Genomic DNA, 18,292 nt, shown 5'->3' on the forward strand with positions numbered 1-18,292 from the left:
GCCTCGACCCGCGGGGCTGGCAGGCCCACTGACCGCCGTCCCTCGGGCCCGCCGCGCCCGGCCACCCGTCCGCCGCCCGTCCGCACTCCGGCCGGGCGGCGGGGGCGGCCGGGCGCGGCGGCCCGTTGCCATGGCACCGGCGAGGCCCTGCCGCACTCCCGCCCCGGAATCCACCCCGTGCAGCGGAGGAGAGGGCGACGCGCCGGTGCCCGGCAGATGTCCCGCACACGCCGGGTGGCCGCATTCAGCAGGTGCACATCTGCGCTCCGCCGAACCGCAACGTGGACGCCAGCCGGCTTGGAGAGACATACGGGTACCGGTCCGCAGACCCGTCGACCGTACGGGCCTGACGGGGCCGGCGCCACGGAATCCCGTGGTCGTCGTCCGTGCTGCCCTGGAGGGTCCGCCATGACCACCGTCCCCTCGTACACTCCGCCCGCAGTCACCCCCGCCCGGGCCGCCGCGGTGCCCGCCGCGCGCCGGGACGTCGCGTCCGGCTCCGCCTCGGCCGTCTACACCGTCGCGCTGGCCCGCGACGAGGACGACGTCCGCGCCGCCCAGCGGCTGCGCCACCAGGTCTTCGCCGAGGAGCTCGGCGCCACCCTGCACAGCACCGCCCCGGGCCTGGACGTCGACCCGTTCGACGAGTTCTGCGACCACCTGCTCGTGCGCGAGGGCGAGGACGGCGCGGTCGTCGGCACCTACCGCCTGCTGCGCCCCGAGGCCGCCCGCCGGGCCGGCCGGCTCTACTCCGACGGCGAGTTCGACCTCTCCGGCCTCGCCCCGCTGCGGGACGGCCTGGTCGAGCTCGGCCGCTCCTGCATCGCCGCCGAGCACCGCGGCAACGGCGCCGTCATCAACCTCATGTGGGGCGGCATCGCCCGCTACCTCGCCGACACCGGCAACACCTGGGTCGGCGGCTGCTGCTCGATCTCCCTGGAGGACGGCGGCGCGACCGCCGCCCGGGTCTGGGACACCGTCGCCGCCAAGCACCTCGCGCCCCGGGAGTACCGGGTCACCCCGCACCGGCCGTGGGACGCCACCGGTGTGACGCGGGCCCAGAAGGCGCCGCTGCCGGCCCTGCTCCGCGGCTACCTGCGGCTCGGCGCCTGGGTGTGCGGCGAGCCCGCGCACGACCCGGACTTCGACTGCGCCGACCTGTACGTGCTGCTGTCGCTGGAGCGCACCGACCCGCGCTACCTGCGGCACTTCCTCTCCGGCGTGGGCGGTGTCGGCACGGCGGCCCCGGGTGCGGTCTCATGAGCGTGTGGCTGCCGACGGCCTCCTGCACGCCGGAGGCCTGCCTGACCGACCCGGCGCCCACCGTCGCCCTCCCCCGGCGGGCCCTGCGGCTGGCCGCCTGCCTGGCGGTGCTCACCGTCGGCCTCGTGCTCAGCCTGCCCGCACGGGCGCTGCCGCGCGGGCCGCGCGACCGGCTCGCCCGGTTCTGGGCCCGCGGCCTGCTCGGCTCGCTGGGGGTCACAGTGCGGATCGAGCCCGGGTCGGGAGCCGAGGGCGGGGTGCTGCTGGTGGCCAACCACGTGTCCTGGCTGGACATCCCGCTGATCGCGGCCGCCCGCCCGGGCCGCTCGCTGGCCAAGACCGAGGTGCGCCACTGGCCGGTGCTCGGCCCGCTGATCGCCTGGGGCGGCACCGTCTTCCTCGACCGCGACCGGCTGCGCACCCTGCCGGCCACCGTCGCCGAGGTGGCCGCCACCCTGCGGGCCGGCCACCCGGTGATCGTCTTCCCGGAGGGCTCCACCTGGTGCGGCCGGGAGAGCGGCCGCTTCCGCCCGGCTTTCTTCGAGGCCGCCGTCCGCTCCGGCACCCCCGTCCAGCCGGTCGCGATCCGCTACCGGCTGGACGACGGCCGCCCCACCAGCGCCCCCGCCTTCATCGGCGAGGACGGCCTGCTCACCTCCCTGGCCCGGGTCGTCGCCGTCCGGGGCCTGGTCGCCGAGCTGGCCTTCCGCCCGGCCGTCGAGGCCCCGCCCACCGACCCGGCCCGCCCCTGGGAGGCCCGCAAGTCCCTGGCCCGCACCGCCCAGAGCGCGGTCGAGGGCATCCGCTGAACCACCCCCACCACCCCGGCCCACGGGCGGCGGCCCGCTCCGCGCACCAGCAGGACCACCGGAACCGCACCTCACGGCCAGGCCACCCGGAGCACGCTGAAGGCCCCGTGCACGCCCGGGCCCGGCGGGGGCCGACGGGCCGGGGCCCGCTCCGCGCACGGCCAGGCGAAGGCCCACCAGCCCCCGCCCCCCGAACCACGGTGGAGAGCCCCTACACCCCGGCCCCGGCACGGACGTCCCGCCCGGCGGGGCCCGGTGCCGGGGCGGCCGGCGGCGGGCGGTGGCCCGTGCCGCGCAGCAGGAGGGCCACCAAGACCGCGGCCACCGCCAGGGCCGCCGAACCGCAGCGCAGGGCGAGGTGGATGCCGTCGGTGAAGGCGTGCTCGAAAGCGGCCCGCAGCGGGGCGGGGAGGGGGCCTGCCGCGTCTGCGGCGCCGGCGGCGGACAGGGTGTCGGCGGGGCGGCCCAGGGCGTCGGGCGGGAGGCCGAGGCGGGTCAGCGAGCCGGTCAGCGTCGCCGTCAGGCGGTGGGTCAGGACGGCGCCGAGCACGGCGATGCCGAGGACGCCGCCGAGTTCGCGCAGGGTGTTGACGGTGGCCGAGGCGGTGCCCGTCCGTTCCGGGGCGACCCGCTGGAGGACGGCGATGGAGACCGGCGTGAAGGTCATCCCCAGGCCCAGCCCGAGCACGAACAGGGTCCACAGGTACTCGGCGTAGCGGGCGTGCTCGCCGTACAGGGACAGCCCCGCGAGGCCCAGCGCGCACAGGGCGATGCCCAGCACCAGGGGCGGCCGGGGCCCGTGGCGGCCGGTCAGCCGGGCCGAGACCGGGCCCGCGACGACGATCATCGCGGTCATCGGCAGACCGGCGAGTCCGGCCGCCGTCGGTGACCAGTCCAGCACGCCCTGCATCAGCAGCGGCAGGAAGAACAGCGCGCCGAGCATCCCGAAGCTCACCATGAACCCGCCGAGCAGCGCGCCGCCGAGCACGCCGTCGCGGAACAGCCGCAGGTCCAGCATCGGCTCGGCGATCCGCCGTTCGAGCAGCAGGAAGGCCGCCAGCGACAGCACCGCGAGCACCGCCGTGGTGACCACCCGGGCGTCGGTCCAGCCGCGCTCGGGGCCCTCGACCAGGGTGTGGACGGCGGCGCCGAGGCCGGCCGCGGACAGGAGGAGGCCGCCGAGGTCGACGCGGCGGGCCCGGCCCGGGACGACGGGCAGCACCCGGCCGGAGAGGACCAGCGCACCGATGCCGATCGGCACGTTGATCCAGAAGACGCCGGCCCACCCGAAGGCCTCCACCACGGGGCCGCCGACCACCGGGCCGACCGACAGGCCGAGCGCGGAGACACCGGACCAGGTGCCGATCGCCCGGGTGCGTTCGCGTTCGTCGGTGAACACGTGCCGCAGGATCGCCAGGCTGCCGGGGGTGAGCAGGGCGGCGCCGACGCCCTGGAGCATCCGCGCGGCGACCAGCGCGCCGACGCTCCCGGAGAGCGCGGCGGCCGCCGAGCCGGCCGTGAACAGGGCGAGGCCGAGCCGGAAGACGGCGGTGCGGCCGTAGCGGTCGCCCAGCGCCCCGCCGGTGAGCAGCAGGGCGGCGAAGACCAGGCTGTAGCCCTCGGCCACCCACTGGAGACCGGTGATGCCCGCGTCGAGATCCCGGCCGATCCGGGGCAGGGCGTTGCCGACGATGACGTTGTCCAGCATGGACATGAACATGGTGATGCAGAGCGTCGCGAGCGCGAGCCGTCGGTGGCGGGCGCCCGGCGCCGCACTCCCCTCGGTCTCACCCATCGGATCGTCCTCCCGGTTCGGTCGGGGAAAGCCCCTAACGGCGTTAGGGACCGGTTCGACGGAGGACAGCGTGCACCTAACGGTGTTAGATTGCAAGCGCGACCGCAGCCCGCCCGACGAGAACAGCGAGGACCGCATGCCGGCCGACCAGGACGACGCCGCCCCGCCCGCCCTCACCCGCGAGGGGCTCGCGCAGGCCGCGCTGCGGGTGCTGGAGCGCGACGGCCTGGCCGGCCTGTCGATGCGCAAGGTCGCCGCCGAGGTCGGGGTCAAGGCCGCCTCGCTCTACTGGCACGTCCGCAACAAGGAGGAGTTGCTGGACCTCCTCAACGACGCACTGATGGCCGACGTCGAGGCCCCGCCCCGCACCGGGGACTGGCGCGTCCAGCTGCGCGGCTACTGCGAGCGCTACCGCGCCCACCTGCTCGGCCGGCGGGACGCCGCCAAGGTGGTCGCGGGCCGCCTCGCCCCCGGGCCGCACCTGCTGCACCTGATGGAGGACCAGCTCGGCCGGCTGCGCGGGGCCGGCTTCTCCGCCCCGGACGCGGCGATGGTGTCCTACCTGCTCGGCGCGTACGTCCAGGGCTTCGTGCTCCAGGAGCAGTCACCGATGGCGGCCGCGGAGACCACCGGCACCGGCCGGCGCGCGCTCGCCGACGCCGCCGCCGAGCGGTTCCGCGCCCTGCCGCCCGCCGAGTTCCCGCACCTGGTCGCGATGGCCGGCGACCTCACCGGGCCGGACCTCGACGCCCGGTTCGCCTTCGGCCTGGAGCGCATCCTCGACGGGCTGGCCGCCCTGCTGCCGCCGGACCGCCGCTGACCGTCACGCCCTCCCGCCCGCCCGGTCGCTCTCCCGCCCGCTCCCCCGAAACCATTCGACCGCCGCCCCACGGGGGCGCTACGGTCCGGAGGCCCGCACGAACACCCGTCGCGCCGAGGAGGCACCCGCATGACCGCGTTCCACCCCGTCGGCGAACCCTGCGCGGAGGGCCTGCTGGATGTCGGAGACGGCCAGCGGATCCACTGGGAGGTGTCCGGCAACCCGGCCGGCAAGCCCGCCGTGGTCGTGCACGGCGGACCGGGCTCCGGGCTGAACGCCGGCGCCCGGCGGTACTTCGACCCCGAGCGCTACCGGCTGGTGCTGTTCTCCCAGCGCAACTGCGGCCGCAGCGAGCCGCACGCCGCCGACCCGGCGACCAGTCTGGAGCACAACACCACCGCGCACCTCGTCGCCGACCTGGAGCGCCTGCGCGAGCATCTGGGCATCGAGCGCTGGCTGATGTTCGGCGGCTCCTGGGGCTCCACGCTGATCCTCGCATACGCCCAGACGCACCCCGCGCGGGTGTCGGAGATCGTGATCAGCGCCGTCACCACGACCAGGCCGGAGGAGATCGACTGGCTCTACCGGGGCGTCGGCCGGCTGCTGCCGGGCCCCTGGGAGGCCTTCCGTGACGCGCTGCCGCCCGAGGACCGCGACGGCGACCTGCTCGTCGCCTACGACCGGCTGCTGAACGACCCGGACGAGTCCGTCCGCCGCGCGGCCACCACCGCGTGGGCGACCTGGGAGGACGCGGTGATCGCCCACGAGACCACGGGATCGCCGAACGCCTACACGGCCAGGCCCTCCGAGGCGCTGACGGCCTTCGTGCGGATCACCGCGCACTACTTCTCCCGCCAGGCCTTCCTGGAGCCCGGCCGGCTGCTGCGCGACGCGCACCGGCTGGCCGGCATCCCGGGCGTGCTGATCCACGGCGCCCTCGACCTCGGCAGCCCGCTGGACACCGCCTGGCAGCTCGCCAGGGCCTGGCCGGACGCCGAGCTGACGGTGATCCAGAACGCCGGGCACACCGGCTCCCGCGCCACCGCCGAGGCCGTCCTGGCGGCCGTCGAGCGCTTCGCGAACGGGTAGCCCCACACGGGCAGTGACGGTCCCTCAACGGTCCGCAGCCGGGGGGTGACAGGCCGGCGCCGGCCGCCGACACTGGGGGGAGAAGCTCCCATGTCAACGGGTCGGCCGGCGCCCGCCGGTGCCGGCCGCGGAGAGGGCAGGCCGGCCATGAGCACGCCGTCCGCCGGGCTCCCGATCGTCTACGTCCGGGGATACGCCGGAGGCAGCCCCGGGATCGAGAAGGCCGTGACGGATCCGTTCTACGGATTCAACCAGGGCTCGACGCACATCCGCGTCGGCCGCGAGGACAACCCCGTCCTCTACCAGTTCGAAAGCCCCTTACTGCGCCTGCACCTCGACGAGGACTACGACATCGTCGTGGAGGGGCGCCCCGGTCCGACGGGGGAGGCGCCCCGCCCCAGGAGCATCTGGATCCACCGCTTCTACGACGTCTGCTCCCCCACCTACGGCGGCCGGCCGGAACCGTTCAACCTGGAGACGGCCGCCAGGGACCTCCTGGCCCTGATCGAGCGGGTGCGGACCAGGACCGGCGCACCCCGGGTCAACCTGGTCGCCCACTCGATGGGCGGACTGATCTGCCGTTGCCTGATGCAGAAGATCATCCCGGAGGAGCGCGGCGAGCGCGCCACCGCCTACGTGGCGAAGCTGTTCACCTACGGAACGCCACACGGCGGCATCACCTTCGCCATCGGGTTCGGGATCCCGGAGGCGCTGCGCGACCTCTTCAACTTCAACGGCTCCGACGTCTTCGGGCCCGAGCGGATGTACCAGTACCTGACGCCGCACGCCGACCCGGGCGGGCCTCCCGACGACTGGCACGCCGTGGACATGCCGGACGACGACGGCAGCGCGCCGGTGCACGCCGGAGGCTTCCCGCTCGACCGGGTGTTCTGCATGGTCGGCACCGACGCCGATGACTACGACGTCGCCCACGGGATCTCGGCCGCGGCGGTCGGCCCGCGCAGCGACGGCCTGGTGCAGATCGAGAACGCGCAGGTCACCGGCGCCAACCGGGCCTTCGCCTACCGCAGCCACAGCGGCCGCTACGGGCTGGTCAACTCCGAGGAGGGCTACCAGAACCTGCGCCGCTTCCTGTTCGGCGACCTGCGGGTGCGCGTCGACCTCGCCGGCATGTCGCTGCCCAAGGACGACGCCGTCTGGCAGGCGGAGGCCAGGCTCTCGGTCCGCGGGCTGCCGGTGCTGATGAACGAACGCGTCGCCGCGCACTCCTGCCCGATCCAGCTCTCCGACCCGACGACGGAGAGCCGGCGCACCCGGCCCGTCCTGACCGGGGACGACGCCGTCCCGCTGGCGACCACCTTCCTGTCGACCCGGCTGCCGCGCCCGCAGGAGGCCGGCCCGCTGCGGTTCATCCTCGACCTGGACCTGCTCTCCCTGCACGAGCAGCACGGGCTGTTCCACTTCCGCGACCACGTGGAGACGCCCGACTTCACGGACACCCTGATCATCGACGTGCAGCCGACGGCGACCGGGTCGCCCCCGAACGTCTGGGCGCGGTGGAACTCCGACGTGCCCGGAGCGATCCGGGACCTCAGCCCGGTGGGCGAGCCGCTGCCGGACCAGGACCCGTCGGACGGCTCCTGGATGTCCCGCATCCCCCTGCCCGCCACCACCGCGCCGATCCTCGGCGACGGCGCCAGGGTCCGGCTCAGGATCGACCCCTGGTGCTAGCCCCTCCCTCCCGGACCATGCCGGGCGTCCGACGTGGTCCGGGGGAGCGGACCCGGCAGCCGGGGGCGGACGGGCCCGCGGTCAGGCGTGCCAGCCGGTCTCCGGGCGCTCGGTGCGGGTCCCCGGCGCGGGCTCCTCGGCGGCCAGCAGCACGCGGCGCAGCAGGTCGGAGAGCTGGCGCCGTTCGGCCGGGGAGAGGACGCCGAGCAGGCGCTGCTCCTCGCGGCCGACCACGTCCAGCGCCTGCTGCCAGGCCCGCCGGCCCGCCTCGGTGAGTTCCACGTCGACCCGGCGGCGGTCGTCGCCGGAGGGCGTGCGGACGATGAATCCGCGCCGCTCCAGCGCCTCCAGACGGCCGGTCACCGAAGCCGGCGCCAGGTTGAGGTCGGCGCGCAGGTCGGAGGGGGTGGCCCGGCCGCCGCGGCCGGCCAGGCCGTGGAGGGTGTCGAACTCGTGCTTCTGCAGGCCGTAGTCGGCCACGCCCTGCTCGCGGACCCGGCCCAGGTGGCGGGTGAGCTTGCTCATCCGGGTGACGGCGCCCTCGACGTCCGGGTCGAGGTGCGGAAGCACCGGCCGCCAGCGGTCGACGTGGCCGTCGGTCCAGTCGCGGGGCCGGTCGGCCGCCGCCCGGGGCGTCGCGCGTGTCATGCCTCCGAGTCTAGGCGTCCGTGAACTGCGGATTTCCACCGCCGATATTTCGTTGCCGAAACTTCGGCACCGAAATACAGTGCTCCTCGTGACCCTGCTCCAGCACCCGCTGCGCTCGCGCGGCTTCCGTCTGCTCTTCCTCGGCCGGACGATCTCCACCCTCGGCGACGCCGTCGTCCCCGCCGCCCTCGCCATCGCCGTCACCCGGGCGACCGGCTCCTCCGGTGCGCTCGCCCTCGTCCTGGGCTGCGCGATGGTCCCCCGGCTGCTGCTGCTCCCGCTGGGCGGCGTCGTCGGGGACCGCCTCGATCCCCGGCTGGTCGCGCTCGTCACCGACCTCGTCCGGGCCGTCGCCCAGGCCGCCGTCGGCCTCGAACTCCTCGGCGACCGGCCCCGGCTGCTGCCGATCGCGGCCGCCGAGGCGGTCGGCGGCATCGCCTCCGCGTTCGCCATGCCGACGGCCACGCCGCTGGTCGCCGCCACCGTCACGGGGCCGCAGCGGATGCGGGCCAACGCGCTGCTCGCCTCGACCGCCAACGCCGCCCGGCTGGGCGGCCCGGCCCTCGCCGGGGTGCTGGTCTGGACAGCCGGGCCCGGCTGGGCGTTCCTGCTGGACGGCGCCTCCTTCCTGGTCAGCGCGGCGCTGCTGACGCGGCTCCGGATCCGGCACGCCCCGGGCGAGCGCCGCTCGCTGCGCACCGACCTGCTGCGCGGGTGGAGCGAGGTGCGCTCGCGCGACTGGTACTGGACGAGCCTGATCGGCCACGGCGTCTGGAACGGCGCCGCCGCCGTACTGCTCACCCTCGGCCCGCTGATCGCCACCCGGCGCCTCGGGGGCGACGGCGTGTGGATCGCCATGACCCAGGCCGGCGCGTGCGGTGTGCTGGCCGGCTCGCTGCTCGCCGGGCGGTACCGGCCGCGGCGGCCGGTGCTGGTCGCCAACCTGGGCCTGGCCCTGTACGCCCTGCCGCTGGCCGCCCTCGCGGTGGCGGCGCCGGCGCCGGTCACGGTGACCGCGTACGCGCTGGCGATGACCGGGCTCGGCTTCCTCAACCCGGTGTGGCAGACGACGGTGCAACAGGAGTTCCCGCCACAGGTGCTGGCCCGGGTGACGTCCTACGACTGGCTGCTGTCGCTCGCCGCCGCCCCGCTCGGGTACACCCTCGCGCCACTGGCCGCCGACGCCTGGGGCAGCACCGGCCCGCTGCTGGTCACCGCCGCGCTGGTCGCGCTCGCCTGCGCCGGCACCGCGGCCGTCCCGGGCGTCCGCCGGATCGGACGGACGGCGGTGGACGTGGCGGACGCGGTCGAGGCCGGGCCGCCGTCAGAGCCGCAAGCCGCGAGGAAGGCGGCCCGGGCGACGGCCGGGGCGGCGGCCGAAACGGAGACGACCGGCGGGTATCCCGCCGACGGGGAGGCCGCCGCCGGGGCCGTCCGGCGAAACCCTACGATACGGTCATGATCGCCTATGCCCCAGCGGCCTTCTTCTTCCTGCTCTGCGGAATCGGTGTCCTGCGCGACCGGCGCCGGTTCAGCAACGCCGTCCTGCTCGGCATCGCGGTCTCGCTCCTCGCCCTCGCCCTGATCGCCGAACTGCGCCGGGCGCCCACCCTGGTGGCCGAGCTGGCGGTGGCCCTGATCGCCCTGCTGCCGACCGTCGGCACGGTCGCCCTCGTCTGGTTCCTGCTCTCCAACGGGCTGACGATGATCCGCAAGGAGGGGCGGCGGCCGGCCAACCTGCTCTCGCTGCTCGCCGGCCTCGGCATCCTCGGCCTGATCGGCCTGTTCGCCGCGGCGGTGATCACCGACTCCGAGCGCCTCGGGATCCTCACCGCGACCGCGCTGCTGGTGGTCGGCTACATCTCCTTCCTCTTCGTCTGCTTCGTCGGCTACGCCTACCTCTACCAGCGCCACGGGCCGCGCGGCGACGTCGACTTCGTGGTGGTGCTGGGCTCCGGGCTGATCGGCGGCGAGCGGGTGCCGCCGCTGCTGGCGAGCCGGCTCGAACGCGGCCGTGACCTCTACGAGAAGCAGGCCGCGCGCGGCAACCCGCCGGTGCTGATCACCTCCGGCGGCCAGGGCCCGGACGAGAAGCTGCCGGAGTCCCACGCGATGGCGGACTACCTGGTCGAGCGCGGCTTCCCCGCCGATCACCTGGAGCGCGAGGACCGCTCGCGCACCACCGAGGAGAACCTGCTCTTCAGCAAGGCCATCATGGAGCAGGCCAAGCCCGACTACCGCTGCGTCGTCGTCACCAACAACTTCCACGCCTTCCGGGCGGCCCTGACGGCCCGGAAGACCGGCGTCGCCGGCCAGGTCTGCGGCTCGCCCACCGCCCGCTACTACTGGCCGAGCGCGACGATCCGCGAGTTCGCGGCCGTCTTCCTCTCCCACAAGCTGATCAACCTCGGGATCTGCGGCTTCCTGGCCGTCTGCGGCCTGCTCGCCGCGGTCTTCGGGGCGGAGTGACGCACAGTCACTCCCCGGAGTCCCGACCGGGTGCGGCGCTCCGGCCGACGGGCCCCGGTGGTCACCCCGCGCATCAGCGCCGGGGGCGACCACCGGGGCCCGTGCACCCGGGTCAGTCGGCCCGGCGCGGGGCCAGGATCGCGCAGGTGGTGGTCGCGTGCGCGTACAGCCGGCCGTCCCGGCCGCCGAGGATCCGCGCCTCGGCGGTGGCGATCGTCCGCCCCACGTGCAGCGCGACCCCCTCGCAGCGCACCTGCCCGGAGTCGGCGAACAGCGGCCGCACCATGTGCACGTTCAGCTGCGTGGTGGTGTAGCCGACGCCGGCCGGCAGCCGGCTCATCACGGCGCAGCCGAGCGCCGAGTCCAGGAGGGTGGCCAGGTAGCCGCCGTGGACGGTGTTCATCGGGTTGAAGAGGTGGTCGCCGAGCGCGCCCTCGAAGGCGGCCGTCCCGGGCCCGGCCTCCACCAGCCGGAAGCCCATGGTGCTCCCGATCGCCGGCTGCGGGATCCGGCCGGCGATGATCTCCTGGAGGATCTCCTCCCCGGTGAGGTGCGGGAACGCCGAAATGGGCGGACCGGCCCGCCACTCGTGGGTGCGGGTGCGCGGCTCCCCGTCGGCCGACGGTCCGGCGGGATCGATCTCGAAGGTGGTCATGCCACCACCCTTTCCCGCAGCCCGGCGCGCGTTCAAGGGTGACCTCGTTCACCCTCGGCGCCGCCGGTGGACCTTGACGAAAGGTTGACCTGCTCACGGCAGAACGTTGGGGGCGACGAAACCTATGGTCGGCCCATGCCTCCACTGCCCGCCGGACGGACCGCCCGACTCCCCGTCCTGCCCTATCGCAAACCCACCCCGGGCCGCGACTACTGGGTCTTCGACGACGTCCTGTCCGACCCGGACGCCGTACGGCGCCGCTGCCTCGACCGGAACGACTGGGCCGAGGGCTACCCCTACCGTCCGGAGGCCTGGCCGGGCCTGCGGACCATGCCCGGCCTGGAGCCCGCCGAGCTGGCCCGGGTCGAGGCACTAGTCCGCAGGGCCACCGGGGCGCCGCGGCTCTGGGTGCAGAGCGCCCCGGGCGGCGGCACCCTGAACCACAACTGCGTCCAACTGGTCGGCGCCGGCGAGTCGGAGCCGCGCCCGCACACCGACTCCCGCGCCCTGTGCCGCTACGCGGCCGTCCTCTACCTGAGCCCCGGCGCCGCCAAGGACGCCGGCACCGGCTTCTACCGCCAGCAGTTCCCCGGCGGCCGCCTCGGCGGCAACCTGGTCACCGCCCCGCACACCAATCTGGTCGAGGCCCTCGGCACCCGCCGCGTCCCCGCCGATGCCTTCACCGAGGACGTCCGCGTCCCCAACCGCTACAACCGCCTGCTGGTCTACCACGCCAACCTGATCCACAGCGCGACCTCGTACCACGGCCTGGCCCTGGAGGAGCGCCGGATGACGGCGGTCTTCTTCTGGATGGCCTGACCCCGGACGGCCTGTGCCCGGATCGCCTGTGCCCCGATCGCCCGTGACCGGACGGCCCGGCCCCGGACGGCCCGGCGTCCTGAGCGGCCCCCGACGCCCGCCCGGGGGAACTCCGGACGCGACTACGCCGCCCGGAGTTCCCCGGGCCGGACGCGGCTCAGGCTGAGGCGGGTGAGGGCGGCGGCGAGGCGGGCGAGGTCGCGCGGCGGGACGAGGGCGGCCAGGGCTGCCGGGGTGCGGGGCAGACCGAGGTCGGCGGCCGCCCGCAGGGTCCGGTCGTCGAAGGACGGGCGCAGGACCGGCCAGACCGCCTGGGCCTCGCGGCAGAAGATGCCCGAGCCGACCGGGCCGATCCGGGGGAACTCGCGGAGCAGCCCGGCGATGCGGGCGGGATCGCCCCCGGCCTCGTCACGGAGCTCCCGAAGGTCGCCGTGCCAGCGGTCGAGGAGCAGTTCGGCGCCGCGGCCGAGGGCGGTCGCGGTGCTCTCGTCGTAGCGCACGTAGTGGGCGCGGCCGAGGGCGTCCACCCTGGTCTGCCAGCGGGCGGCGGCCATCGCCTTCGGGGTGCGCAGGCCCGCCGCGGAGAGTTCCCGGGCGGCGGCGACGGCGAGGTCGGCGCTGATCCGCACCGAGCTGAGCGTGGTGAGCACCAGCAGCCGGTAGAGCGGGGACGGGGTGTCACGGAGGATGATGCCCGCCTCGTCGGCGTAGGTGCGGCCGAAGCGTTCCAGCAGGGCGGCGACGGTCTCCTGGTGGCCCATGGCCGGTCTCCCTTCCTCGCCTGACCGGCACCTGCCCGGGTTGGCGGCGGTCATGCGCGGGGAGGGGTCCGTCATGGAGAACGCCGACCGCCCGGTCACCGAGGAGGTCCGGCCGCAGTGGGCCGGCCTCGACCGGCTGGGGACACTGGAGCTGCTGCGGCTGCTGAACGCCGAGGACCGCACGGTCGCCGGAGCGGTGGCCGGGCAGCTGCCGCGGATCGCCGTGGTGGTGGACGCGGTCGCCGGGCGGATGGCCCGGGGCGGGCGGCTGGTCTACGCGGGCGCGGGGACGGCGGGGCGGCTCGGGGTGCTGGACGCGAGCGAGTGCCCGCCGACGTTCAACACCGCCCCGGGCCAGGTGGTGGGCGTGATCGCGGGCGGCGCGCGGGCGCTGGTGGCCGCCGTGGAGGGAGCCGAGGACCGCCCGGAGCTGGCGGCCGCCGATCTGGCCGCGCTGGCCCTGACCGCCGAGGACACGGTGGTCGGCGTCTCCGCCTCCGGCCGCACGCCGTACACCGTGGCCGCCGTGCGCCACGCCCGCGCGGCCGGGGCGCTGGCCGTGGGGCTGGCGGGGAGCGCCGGGTCGCCGTTGGTCGCGGCCGCCGACCTGGGCATCGAGGTGGTGACCGGACCGGAGGTGGTGGCCGGGTCGACCCGGCTCAAGGCGGGGACGGCGCAGAAGCTGGTGCTGAACCTGCTGTCCACGGCCGTGATGGTCCGGCTCGGCAAGACGTACGGGAATCTGATGGTGGACGTCCGGGCGGGCAACGCCAAGCTGCGCGACCGGGCGCGACGGATCGTCACCGAGATCACCGGCGCGGACGAGCGGACCGCCCGGCGGGCGCTGGCGGCCACCGGCGGCGAGGTGAAGGACGCCGTCCTGGTCGTCCTCGCCGGGGTGGACGCCCCGGCCGCCGCCCGGCTGCTCGCCGCGGCGGGCGGCCGGCTGCGCGAGGCGCTGGAGCTGGCGCGCGGCGGCGTCAGCCGAGACTGAGGCCGCCCCGGTCGACCACCTCGCCGAAGCGGGGCAGCGAGAGGCCGACGGAGGCCCGGTGCTCCTCCTCGGTCAGGGCCGTCATCGCCTCCTCGACGAACACCAGCCGGTAACCGTGGTCGGCGGCCGCGCGGGCGGTGGACTCGACGCCGAGGTTGGTGGCGATGCCGCCGAACACCAGGGTGTCGACGCCGCGCTCCTGGAGCCGTTCGTGCAGCCCGGTGCCGTGGAAGCCGCCGATGGTGCGCTTGACGACGGTCTCGTCGGCCAGCTCGGCGACCTCGGGGACCAGCGCGCTGCCCGGCGGCTGCTCGGCCACGCCGGGGCGTTCGACCCGGATCGCGATCACCGGCGCGCCGGCCGCCCGGAATGCCGCGGCGAGGTCGAGCGCGGCGGCGACCGCCTCGTCACCGGGGCGCGGGGCGAGCGGCAGGACGGCGATCCGCTCCATGAGGTCGACGAGGACGAGGGCGGTGCGGGCGGGGTCGAGGGTGCGCATGGTCGGTCACCGTAGTGGACCGGCCGCCGTCGCGTCCCCGGTATTCCCGGCCTCGCGGGCGATCTCGGCCCGGAAGCCCTCGATCAGCACCCGCAGGCCGTACTCGAAGTCGGCGTCGTGGTCGGTCATCCGCAGCACCTCGGCCGCCTCCTGGAGCAGCGGCAGGCCCTGCAGCGCCTCGTCGGGGAAGGGCGCGCCGTCGCGCTGTTCGGCGTCCTGACGCCAGGCCTGTTCCTCGGTGACCCAGCCCATGAGGTAGCGGTCGATGGTGAGCAGCAGCCGCAGGGCGGTGCGCGGGCGCAGGCCCGCCCCGCACAGGGCGCGCAGCTGCCCCTCGACGGCGGGCAGTTCGCCGGCCGTGGGCAGGGTGCCGGCGTGCACCCGGGCACCGTCCCGGTGGGCGAGCAGGGCGGCGCGCTTGGCCCGGGCGTCGGCGGCGAGCCACTCGGGCCAGTGCTCGGGGCCGGGTTCGCGGTCGGGCGGCAGGGCCTCGGCCAGCATCGCCTCCGCCATCAGGTCGAGCAGTTCGCGCTTGCTCCTGACGTGCCAGTAGAGGGCCGGGGACTGCACGCCGAGCTCCCGGGCGAGCCGGCGGGTGGTGAGCCCGTCGATGCCGACCTCGTCGAGCAGCCGCAGGGCGGTACGCACGACCTCGTCCCGTGTCAGCGCCATGGTGTTCCGCCCTTCCGACGCCCGTGCCGGCCGCCCGGTTATTCGCTTGGCACCCCACCTTATCGCTGCTAAGTTCCGGACCGTCTTTATCACTGATAAGGACGGCGGAGCGTACCGCCGCCCTCCCCCGGAAGGGACCGACACACCCATGACGACCACCGGAACGGGCCCGCGCCGCCCGTGGTCCCGGCTGCTGCCGGACACCGCGCCCTGGCGGTCCTCCGCGGACTTCCGCCTCGTCTGGACCTCCGGCGCGGTCACCCTGCTGGGCTCGGTGTTCACCCTCACCGCGATCCCGCTCCAGATCGCCGACGCCACCGGCTCGCCGCTCGCGGTGGGCGCGGTCGGCGCGGTGGAGCTGGTGCCGACGGTGCTGTTCGGCCTGTACGGCGGAGTGCTCGCCGACCGGCTCGACCGCCGCACGGTGGCCCTGGCCACGGAGAGCGCGCTCGCCGTGCTCAGCGCGCTGCTGCTGCTCAACGCGCTGAGCGGCGCCCCCGCGCTCTGGCCGCTCTACGCGGCGGCCGGCTGCGCCGCCGCGCTCCAGGGGATCCAGCAGCCCTCGCTGGAGGCGATGGTCCCCCGGCTGGTGCCGCACGACCAGCTGCTCGCGGCCGGCGCGCTGCTCTCGCTGCGCTGGACCGTGGTCGGGCCGGCCGCGCCCGCCGCCGCGGGGCTGGTGATCGCCACCGCCGGGGTACGCGCCGCCTACCTCCTCGACCTGGCCACCTTCCTGATCTCGATCGCGCTGCTCGCCCGGCTCCGCCCGCAGCGCCCCGCCCGGGCGGAGACGGCGCCCACGCGGCGCGAGGTCGCCGAGGGCGCCCGGTACGTGGCGCGCAGGCCGGACCTGGTCGGCACCTGCCTGGCCGACCTCGCCGCGACCGTGTTCGCCCTGCCGACCGCGCTCTTCCCCTTCCTCGCGGACGAACTGGACGCCCGCTGGGCGCTCGGCCTGCTCTACTCGGCCTCGGCGGCGGGCGGGCTGCTGGCCGCCGCGACCAGCGGGTGGACCGCACGGGTGCACCGGCACGGGCGGTTCGTCCTGCTCTCCTGCGCGGCGGTCGGCGCGGCCACGGCGGCGGCCGCGGCGGTCCCCGGCATCGGGGCGGTGCTGCTCTGCCTGGCCGTCGCCGGCGCCGCGCACTGGGTCGGCGACACCTTCCGGGGCGCGATCTGGAACCGGTCCGTCCCGGACGCGCTGCGCGGCCGCGCCGCCGGGCTGGAGCTGCTGATCGGCACCTGCGGCCCGGCCCTCGGCGACCTGCGGGCCGGCGGTCTGGCGGCCCGCCAGGGCATCCGGGCCGCGTTGCGCACCGGCGGCCTCGCCTGCCTGGTGAGCGGCGGGGTGCTGGCCGCCGCGCTGCCGGCGCTCTGGCGGTACGACGACCGCACCGACCCGCACGTCGCGAAGGTCCGGGCGGCCCGGTCCGGGGACGCCAACCCGGCCTGACCGCCGCGCCCTCCCCCGGCGACCGGAGGCAGCGTGACGAAGAAGCAACCCCCGCCGCCCCCGGAGGCCGAAACGCTCGACGATGCCCTTCCCCCACCCGGCACCCGCTCCACAAGCGGACGGAGCGGCCCGGGCCGGGGACGCCAACCCGGCCCGGGCCGACGCACCCTCCCCCAGCGACCGGAGGCAGCATGACGAAGGAACACCCCCCGCCGCCCCCGAAGGCCGAAACGCTCGACGATGCCGAAGCACACGCCCGGCACCCGCTCCACGCGGGGACGGCCGTGCCGCGCCACTCCCCGTCGGCCGTGGTCCGGCCGACGGCCGCCCGCCCCGACGCGGAGCGGACGTCGGCCTGCCCTAACAGGCGCCGTGGGGAGGACCCTCCACCCTCGACATGCGTCTCGGTGTCCCCCGGCCTGGCGCCCGGAACGGCGAGGACGCCGCCGCCGTGGTCGGACGGACCGGTGAGGGGCGCCGGTCTCCACGGCGCGGATCTGCTCGGCGCCGCCGTCGAGGAGCGGCCGCCGTTCGGGGCCGACTGGCGCGCACAGCGCACGGCGGTCGTCGGAGCGGCGGCCTGAGGAACGTTCCGGGCGATCGGCGGGAAGGCGACGGCCGGTCCTTGACGGTGGCCTCGTTCCACCGGCCGGACAGCACCACCGCGCCGTCGGCGACCGCCCCCGGGGCCGCCGTGGCAGAAGTCCCGGGGCGAGGCCGAGCGAGCGGGTGATCGCGGTCCCGATCGCGAGCAGCCCGCGCCGCAGGGCACGCCGCCGGGCTCCCGGAGGGCGGCCTCGGGGTCGCAGGTGGGGTGGCCGAGCTCGCCCGGCGCGGACGGGGTTCCGGCCCGGCCTCGCCGAAGGCGGTCCGGCACCGGAGGAAGGGACAGCCATCGAAGGCGAGCCAGCCGATCACCGCCCTACCGACCCACCCCCGTGGAACCGAAGCCGGGCCGCAGCGCGCCCGCGACCGGCGACGACCACCCTGCCAAACAGGATTCCAGGGGCCGCCGACCCCGGAAGGCCCGCCCGTACCGCCGGGCGAGGGCGCCGCGGCGCCGGCGACCGCCCCCGGTGGCGCCGTGGCGGAAGTCCCGGGCGAGGCCGAGCGAGGGGGTGGTCGCGGTCCCGATCGCGAGCAGCCAGCGCCGCCGGACTCCCGGACGGTGGCCTTCGGGTCGCAGCTGCGTGGCCGAGCTCGCCCGGCGCGGGCGAGGCTCCGGCCCGGCCTCACCGAAGGCGGTCCGGCGCCGGAGGAAGGGACAGCCATCGAAGGCGAGCCAGCCGATCACCGCCCTGCCGACCCACCCCCGTGGAGCCGAAGCCCGCCGCAGCGCGCCCGCGACCGGCGACGACCACCCTGCCGGACAGGATTCCAGAGGGCCGCCGACCCCGGAGGGCCCGCCCGTACCGCCGGGCGAGGACGCCGCGGCGGAGGACGAGCCGGCGGTCAGACCTCCTGGGCCTCCAGCCAGTGCAGCAGGACGGTGCGCTCGGTGTCGGTGCCGGCCGGGCTCGCCGGGTCGAGTGCCCAGTGGCGGATCCGGCGCAGGGTCTCCGCGTCGAGATCGAGGTAGAGGCGCCAGTGGGCCTGGGGGTGGCAGTCGGCCTCGCGGGGTTCGCCGCACTCCTGGCAGTGGGTGAAGAAGGCGTCGACCAGTCGGTGCACGATCGTGTCGGCGGGCATGGGCGGCGTGGGTCCTCACTGGTTGGGCAACCGGGTTGACTGGCGCCCGCCGCTGCCCGTGGCTCGTGGTGCGGCGGATTTGTATCTCCAGGGTGCGGAACCCGGCAGGGCGAACGACAGGGACCAATGTCACCTCCCCGGAATCCCGGCCGGAGCGGGCCGGAG

Annotated in this window: 17 protein-coding genes; 10 read left to right on the forward strand and 7 right to left on the reverse strand. The window is 75.9% G+C overall.

Annotated features, from left to right (window positions below):
• Window positions 1-408 precede the first annotated feature (408 nt).
• Window positions 409-1,263 (forward strand): GNAT family N-acetyltransferase, encoded by an 855-nt coding sequence (locus tag ACF1AK_RS29955; RefSeq protein ID WP_391501972.1) that lies wholly within the window; start codon window positions 409-411, stop codon window positions 1,261-1,263.
• Window positions 1,260-2,072 (forward strand): lysophospholipid acyltransferase family protein, encoded by an 813-nt coding sequence (locus ACF1AK_RS29960; RefSeq protein ID WP_391501973.1) that lies wholly within the window; start codon window positions 1,260-1,262, stop codon window positions 2,070-2,072. Before ACF1AK_RS29955 ends, ACF1AK_RS29960 begins: the two co-directional genes overlap by 4 nt.
• Window positions 2,073-2,283: 211 nt before the next feature.
• Here the strand turns inward: ACF1AK_RS29960 and ACF1AK_RS29965 are convergent, their stop codons facing one another.
• Window positions 2,284-3,867 carry an MFS transporter gene (locus tag ACF1AK_RS29965; RefSeq protein ID WP_391501974.1) on the reverse strand — a complete coding sequence of 528 codons (1,584 nt, stop codon included), beginning with the start codon at window positions 3,865-3,867 and terminating at the stop codon, window positions 2,284-2,286.
• Between the two features lie 70 nt (window positions 3,868-3,937).
• Between ACF1AK_RS29965 and ACF1AK_RS29970 the strand changes: the two genes are divergently transcribed.
• From ACF1AK_RS29970 to ACF1AK_RS29980, 3 genes are all read left to right on the forward strand, one after another.
• A complete protein-coding gene (locus ACF1AK_RS29970) occupies window positions 3,938-4,687 on the forward strand; it encodes a TetR/AcrR family transcriptional regulator (RefSeq protein WP_391501975.1) in 750 nt (249 codons plus the stop codon).
• A 129-nt stretch (window positions 4,688-4,816) separates the two neighbouring features.
• The gene (gene pip, locus ACF1AK_RS29975; RefSeq protein WP_391501976.1) at window positions 4,817-5,776 is read left to right on the forward strand and encodes a prolyl aminopeptidase; all 960 of its coding nucleotides are present in this window, start codon (window positions 4,817-4,819) and stop codon (window positions 5,774-5,776) included.
• A 147-nt stretch (window positions 5,777-5,923) separates the two neighbouring features.
• Window positions 5,924-7,468: an esterase/lipase family protein gene (locus tag ACF1AK_RS29980; RefSeq protein ID WP_391501977.1), complete on the forward strand. Its 1,545-nt coding sequence runs from the start codon at window positions 5,924-5,926 to the stop codon at window positions 7,466-7,468.
• Window positions 7,469-7,549: 81 nt separating this feature from the next.
• Here ACF1AK_RS29980 and ACF1AK_RS29985 read toward each other — a convergent pair whose 3' ends face one another.
• A complete protein-coding gene (locus ACF1AK_RS29985) occupies window positions 7,550-8,116 on the reverse strand; it encodes a MarR family winged helix-turn-helix transcriptional regulator (protein WP_391501978.1) in 567 nt (188 codons plus the stop codon).
• A gap of 88 nt (window positions 8,117-8,204) precedes the next feature.
• On the opposite strand from ACF1AK_RS29985, the gene ACF1AK_RS29990 reads away from it, so the two are divergent.
• Both ACF1AK_RS29990 and ACF1AK_RS29995 read left to right on the forward strand, forming a co-directional pair.
• Window positions 8,205-9,578 carry an MFS transporter gene (locus ACF1AK_RS29990; RefSeq protein WP_391501979.1) on the forward strand — a complete coding sequence of 458 codons (1,374 nt, stop codon included), beginning with the start codon at window positions 8,205-8,207 and terminating at the stop codon, window positions 9,576-9,578.
• Window positions 9,575-10,585: a YdcF family protein gene (locus ACF1AK_RS29995; protein WP_391501980.1), complete on the forward strand. Its 1,011-nt coding sequence runs from the start codon at window positions 9,575-9,577 to the stop codon at window positions 10,583-10,585. Before ACF1AK_RS29990 ends, ACF1AK_RS29995 begins: the two co-directional genes overlap by 4 nt.
• Before the next feature lie 112 nt (window positions 10,586-10,697).
• Here the strand turns inward: ACF1AK_RS29995 and ACF1AK_RS30000 are convergent, their stop codons facing one another.
• Window positions 10,698-11,240 (reverse strand): PaaI family thioesterase, encoded by a 543-nt coding sequence (locus ACF1AK_RS30000; RefSeq protein ID WP_391501981.1) that lies wholly within the window; start codon window positions 11,238-11,240, stop codon window positions 10,698-10,700.
• Between the two features lie 135 nt (window positions 11,241-11,375).
• Here ACF1AK_RS30000 and ACF1AK_RS30005 point away from each other — a divergent pair, with 135 nt between their 5' ends.
• Window positions 11,376-12,059 (forward strand): DUF6445 family protein, encoded by a 684-nt coding sequence (locus ACF1AK_RS30005; protein WP_391501982.1) that lies wholly within the window; start codon window positions 11,376-11,378, stop codon window positions 12,057-12,059.
• Between the two features lie 122 nt (window positions 12,060-12,181).
• Here the strand turns inward: ACF1AK_RS30005 and ACF1AK_RS30010 are convergent, their stop codons facing one another.
• Window positions 12,182-12,820 carry an endonuclease gene (locus ACF1AK_RS30010; protein ID WP_391501983.1) on the reverse strand — a complete coding sequence of 213 codons (639 nt, stop codon included), beginning with the start codon at window positions 12,818-12,820 and terminating at the stop codon, window positions 12,182-12,184.
• A 73-nt stretch (window positions 12,821-12,893) separates the two neighbouring features.
• On the opposite strand from ACF1AK_RS30010, the gene murQ reads away from it, so the two are divergent.
• Window positions 12,894-13,814, forward strand: coding sequence for an N-acetylmuramic acid 6-phosphate etherase (gene murQ, locus ACF1AK_RS30015; protein ID WP_391501984.1), 921 nt, complete (start codon window positions 12,894-12,896; stop codon window positions 13,812-13,814).
• Here the strand turns inward: murQ and ACF1AK_RS30020 are convergent.
• Together ACF1AK_RS30020 and ACF1AK_RS30025 are read right to left on the reverse strand one after the other, a co-directional pair.
• On the reverse strand, window positions 13,801-14,313 hold the full coding sequence (locus ACF1AK_RS30020; protein ID WP_391501985.1) for an isochorismatase family protein: 513 nt from the start codon (window positions 14,311-14,313) through the stop codon (window positions 13,801-13,803). The two genes, murQ and ACF1AK_RS30020, sit on opposite strands and share 14 nt — an antisense overlap.
• 6 nt (window positions 14,314-14,319) lie before the next feature.
• Window positions 14,320-14,985 carry a TetR/AcrR family transcriptional regulator C-terminal domain-containing protein gene (locus tag ACF1AK_RS30025; protein WP_391501986.1) on the reverse strand — a complete coding sequence of 222 codons (666 nt, stop codon included), beginning with the start codon at window positions 14,983-14,985 and terminating at the stop codon, window positions 14,320-14,322.
• Window positions 14,986-15,133: 148 nt separating this feature from the next.
• On the opposite strand from ACF1AK_RS30025, the gene ACF1AK_RS30030 reads away from it, so the two are divergent.
• Window positions 15,134-16,438, forward strand: a complete 1,305-nt coding sequence (locus ACF1AK_RS30030) for an MFS transporter (RefSeq protein ID WP_391501987.1) — start codon at window positions 15,134-15,136, stop codon at window positions 16,436-16,438.
• Between the two features lie 1,452 nt (window positions 16,439-17,890).
• Here ACF1AK_RS30030 and ACF1AK_RS30035 read toward each other — a convergent pair.
• Window positions 17,891-18,127, reverse strand: a complete 237-nt coding sequence (locus ACF1AK_RS30035) for a hypothetical protein (protein WP_391501988.1) — start codon at window positions 18,125-18,127, stop codon at window positions 17,891-17,893.
• Window positions 18,128-18,292 lie beyond the last annotated feature (165 nt).

This window comes from Kitasatospora sp. NPDC015120 (assembly GCF_043080305.1).
Classification (GTDB): Bacteria; Actinomycetota; Actinomycetes; order Streptomycetales; family Streptomycetaceae; genus Kitasatospora.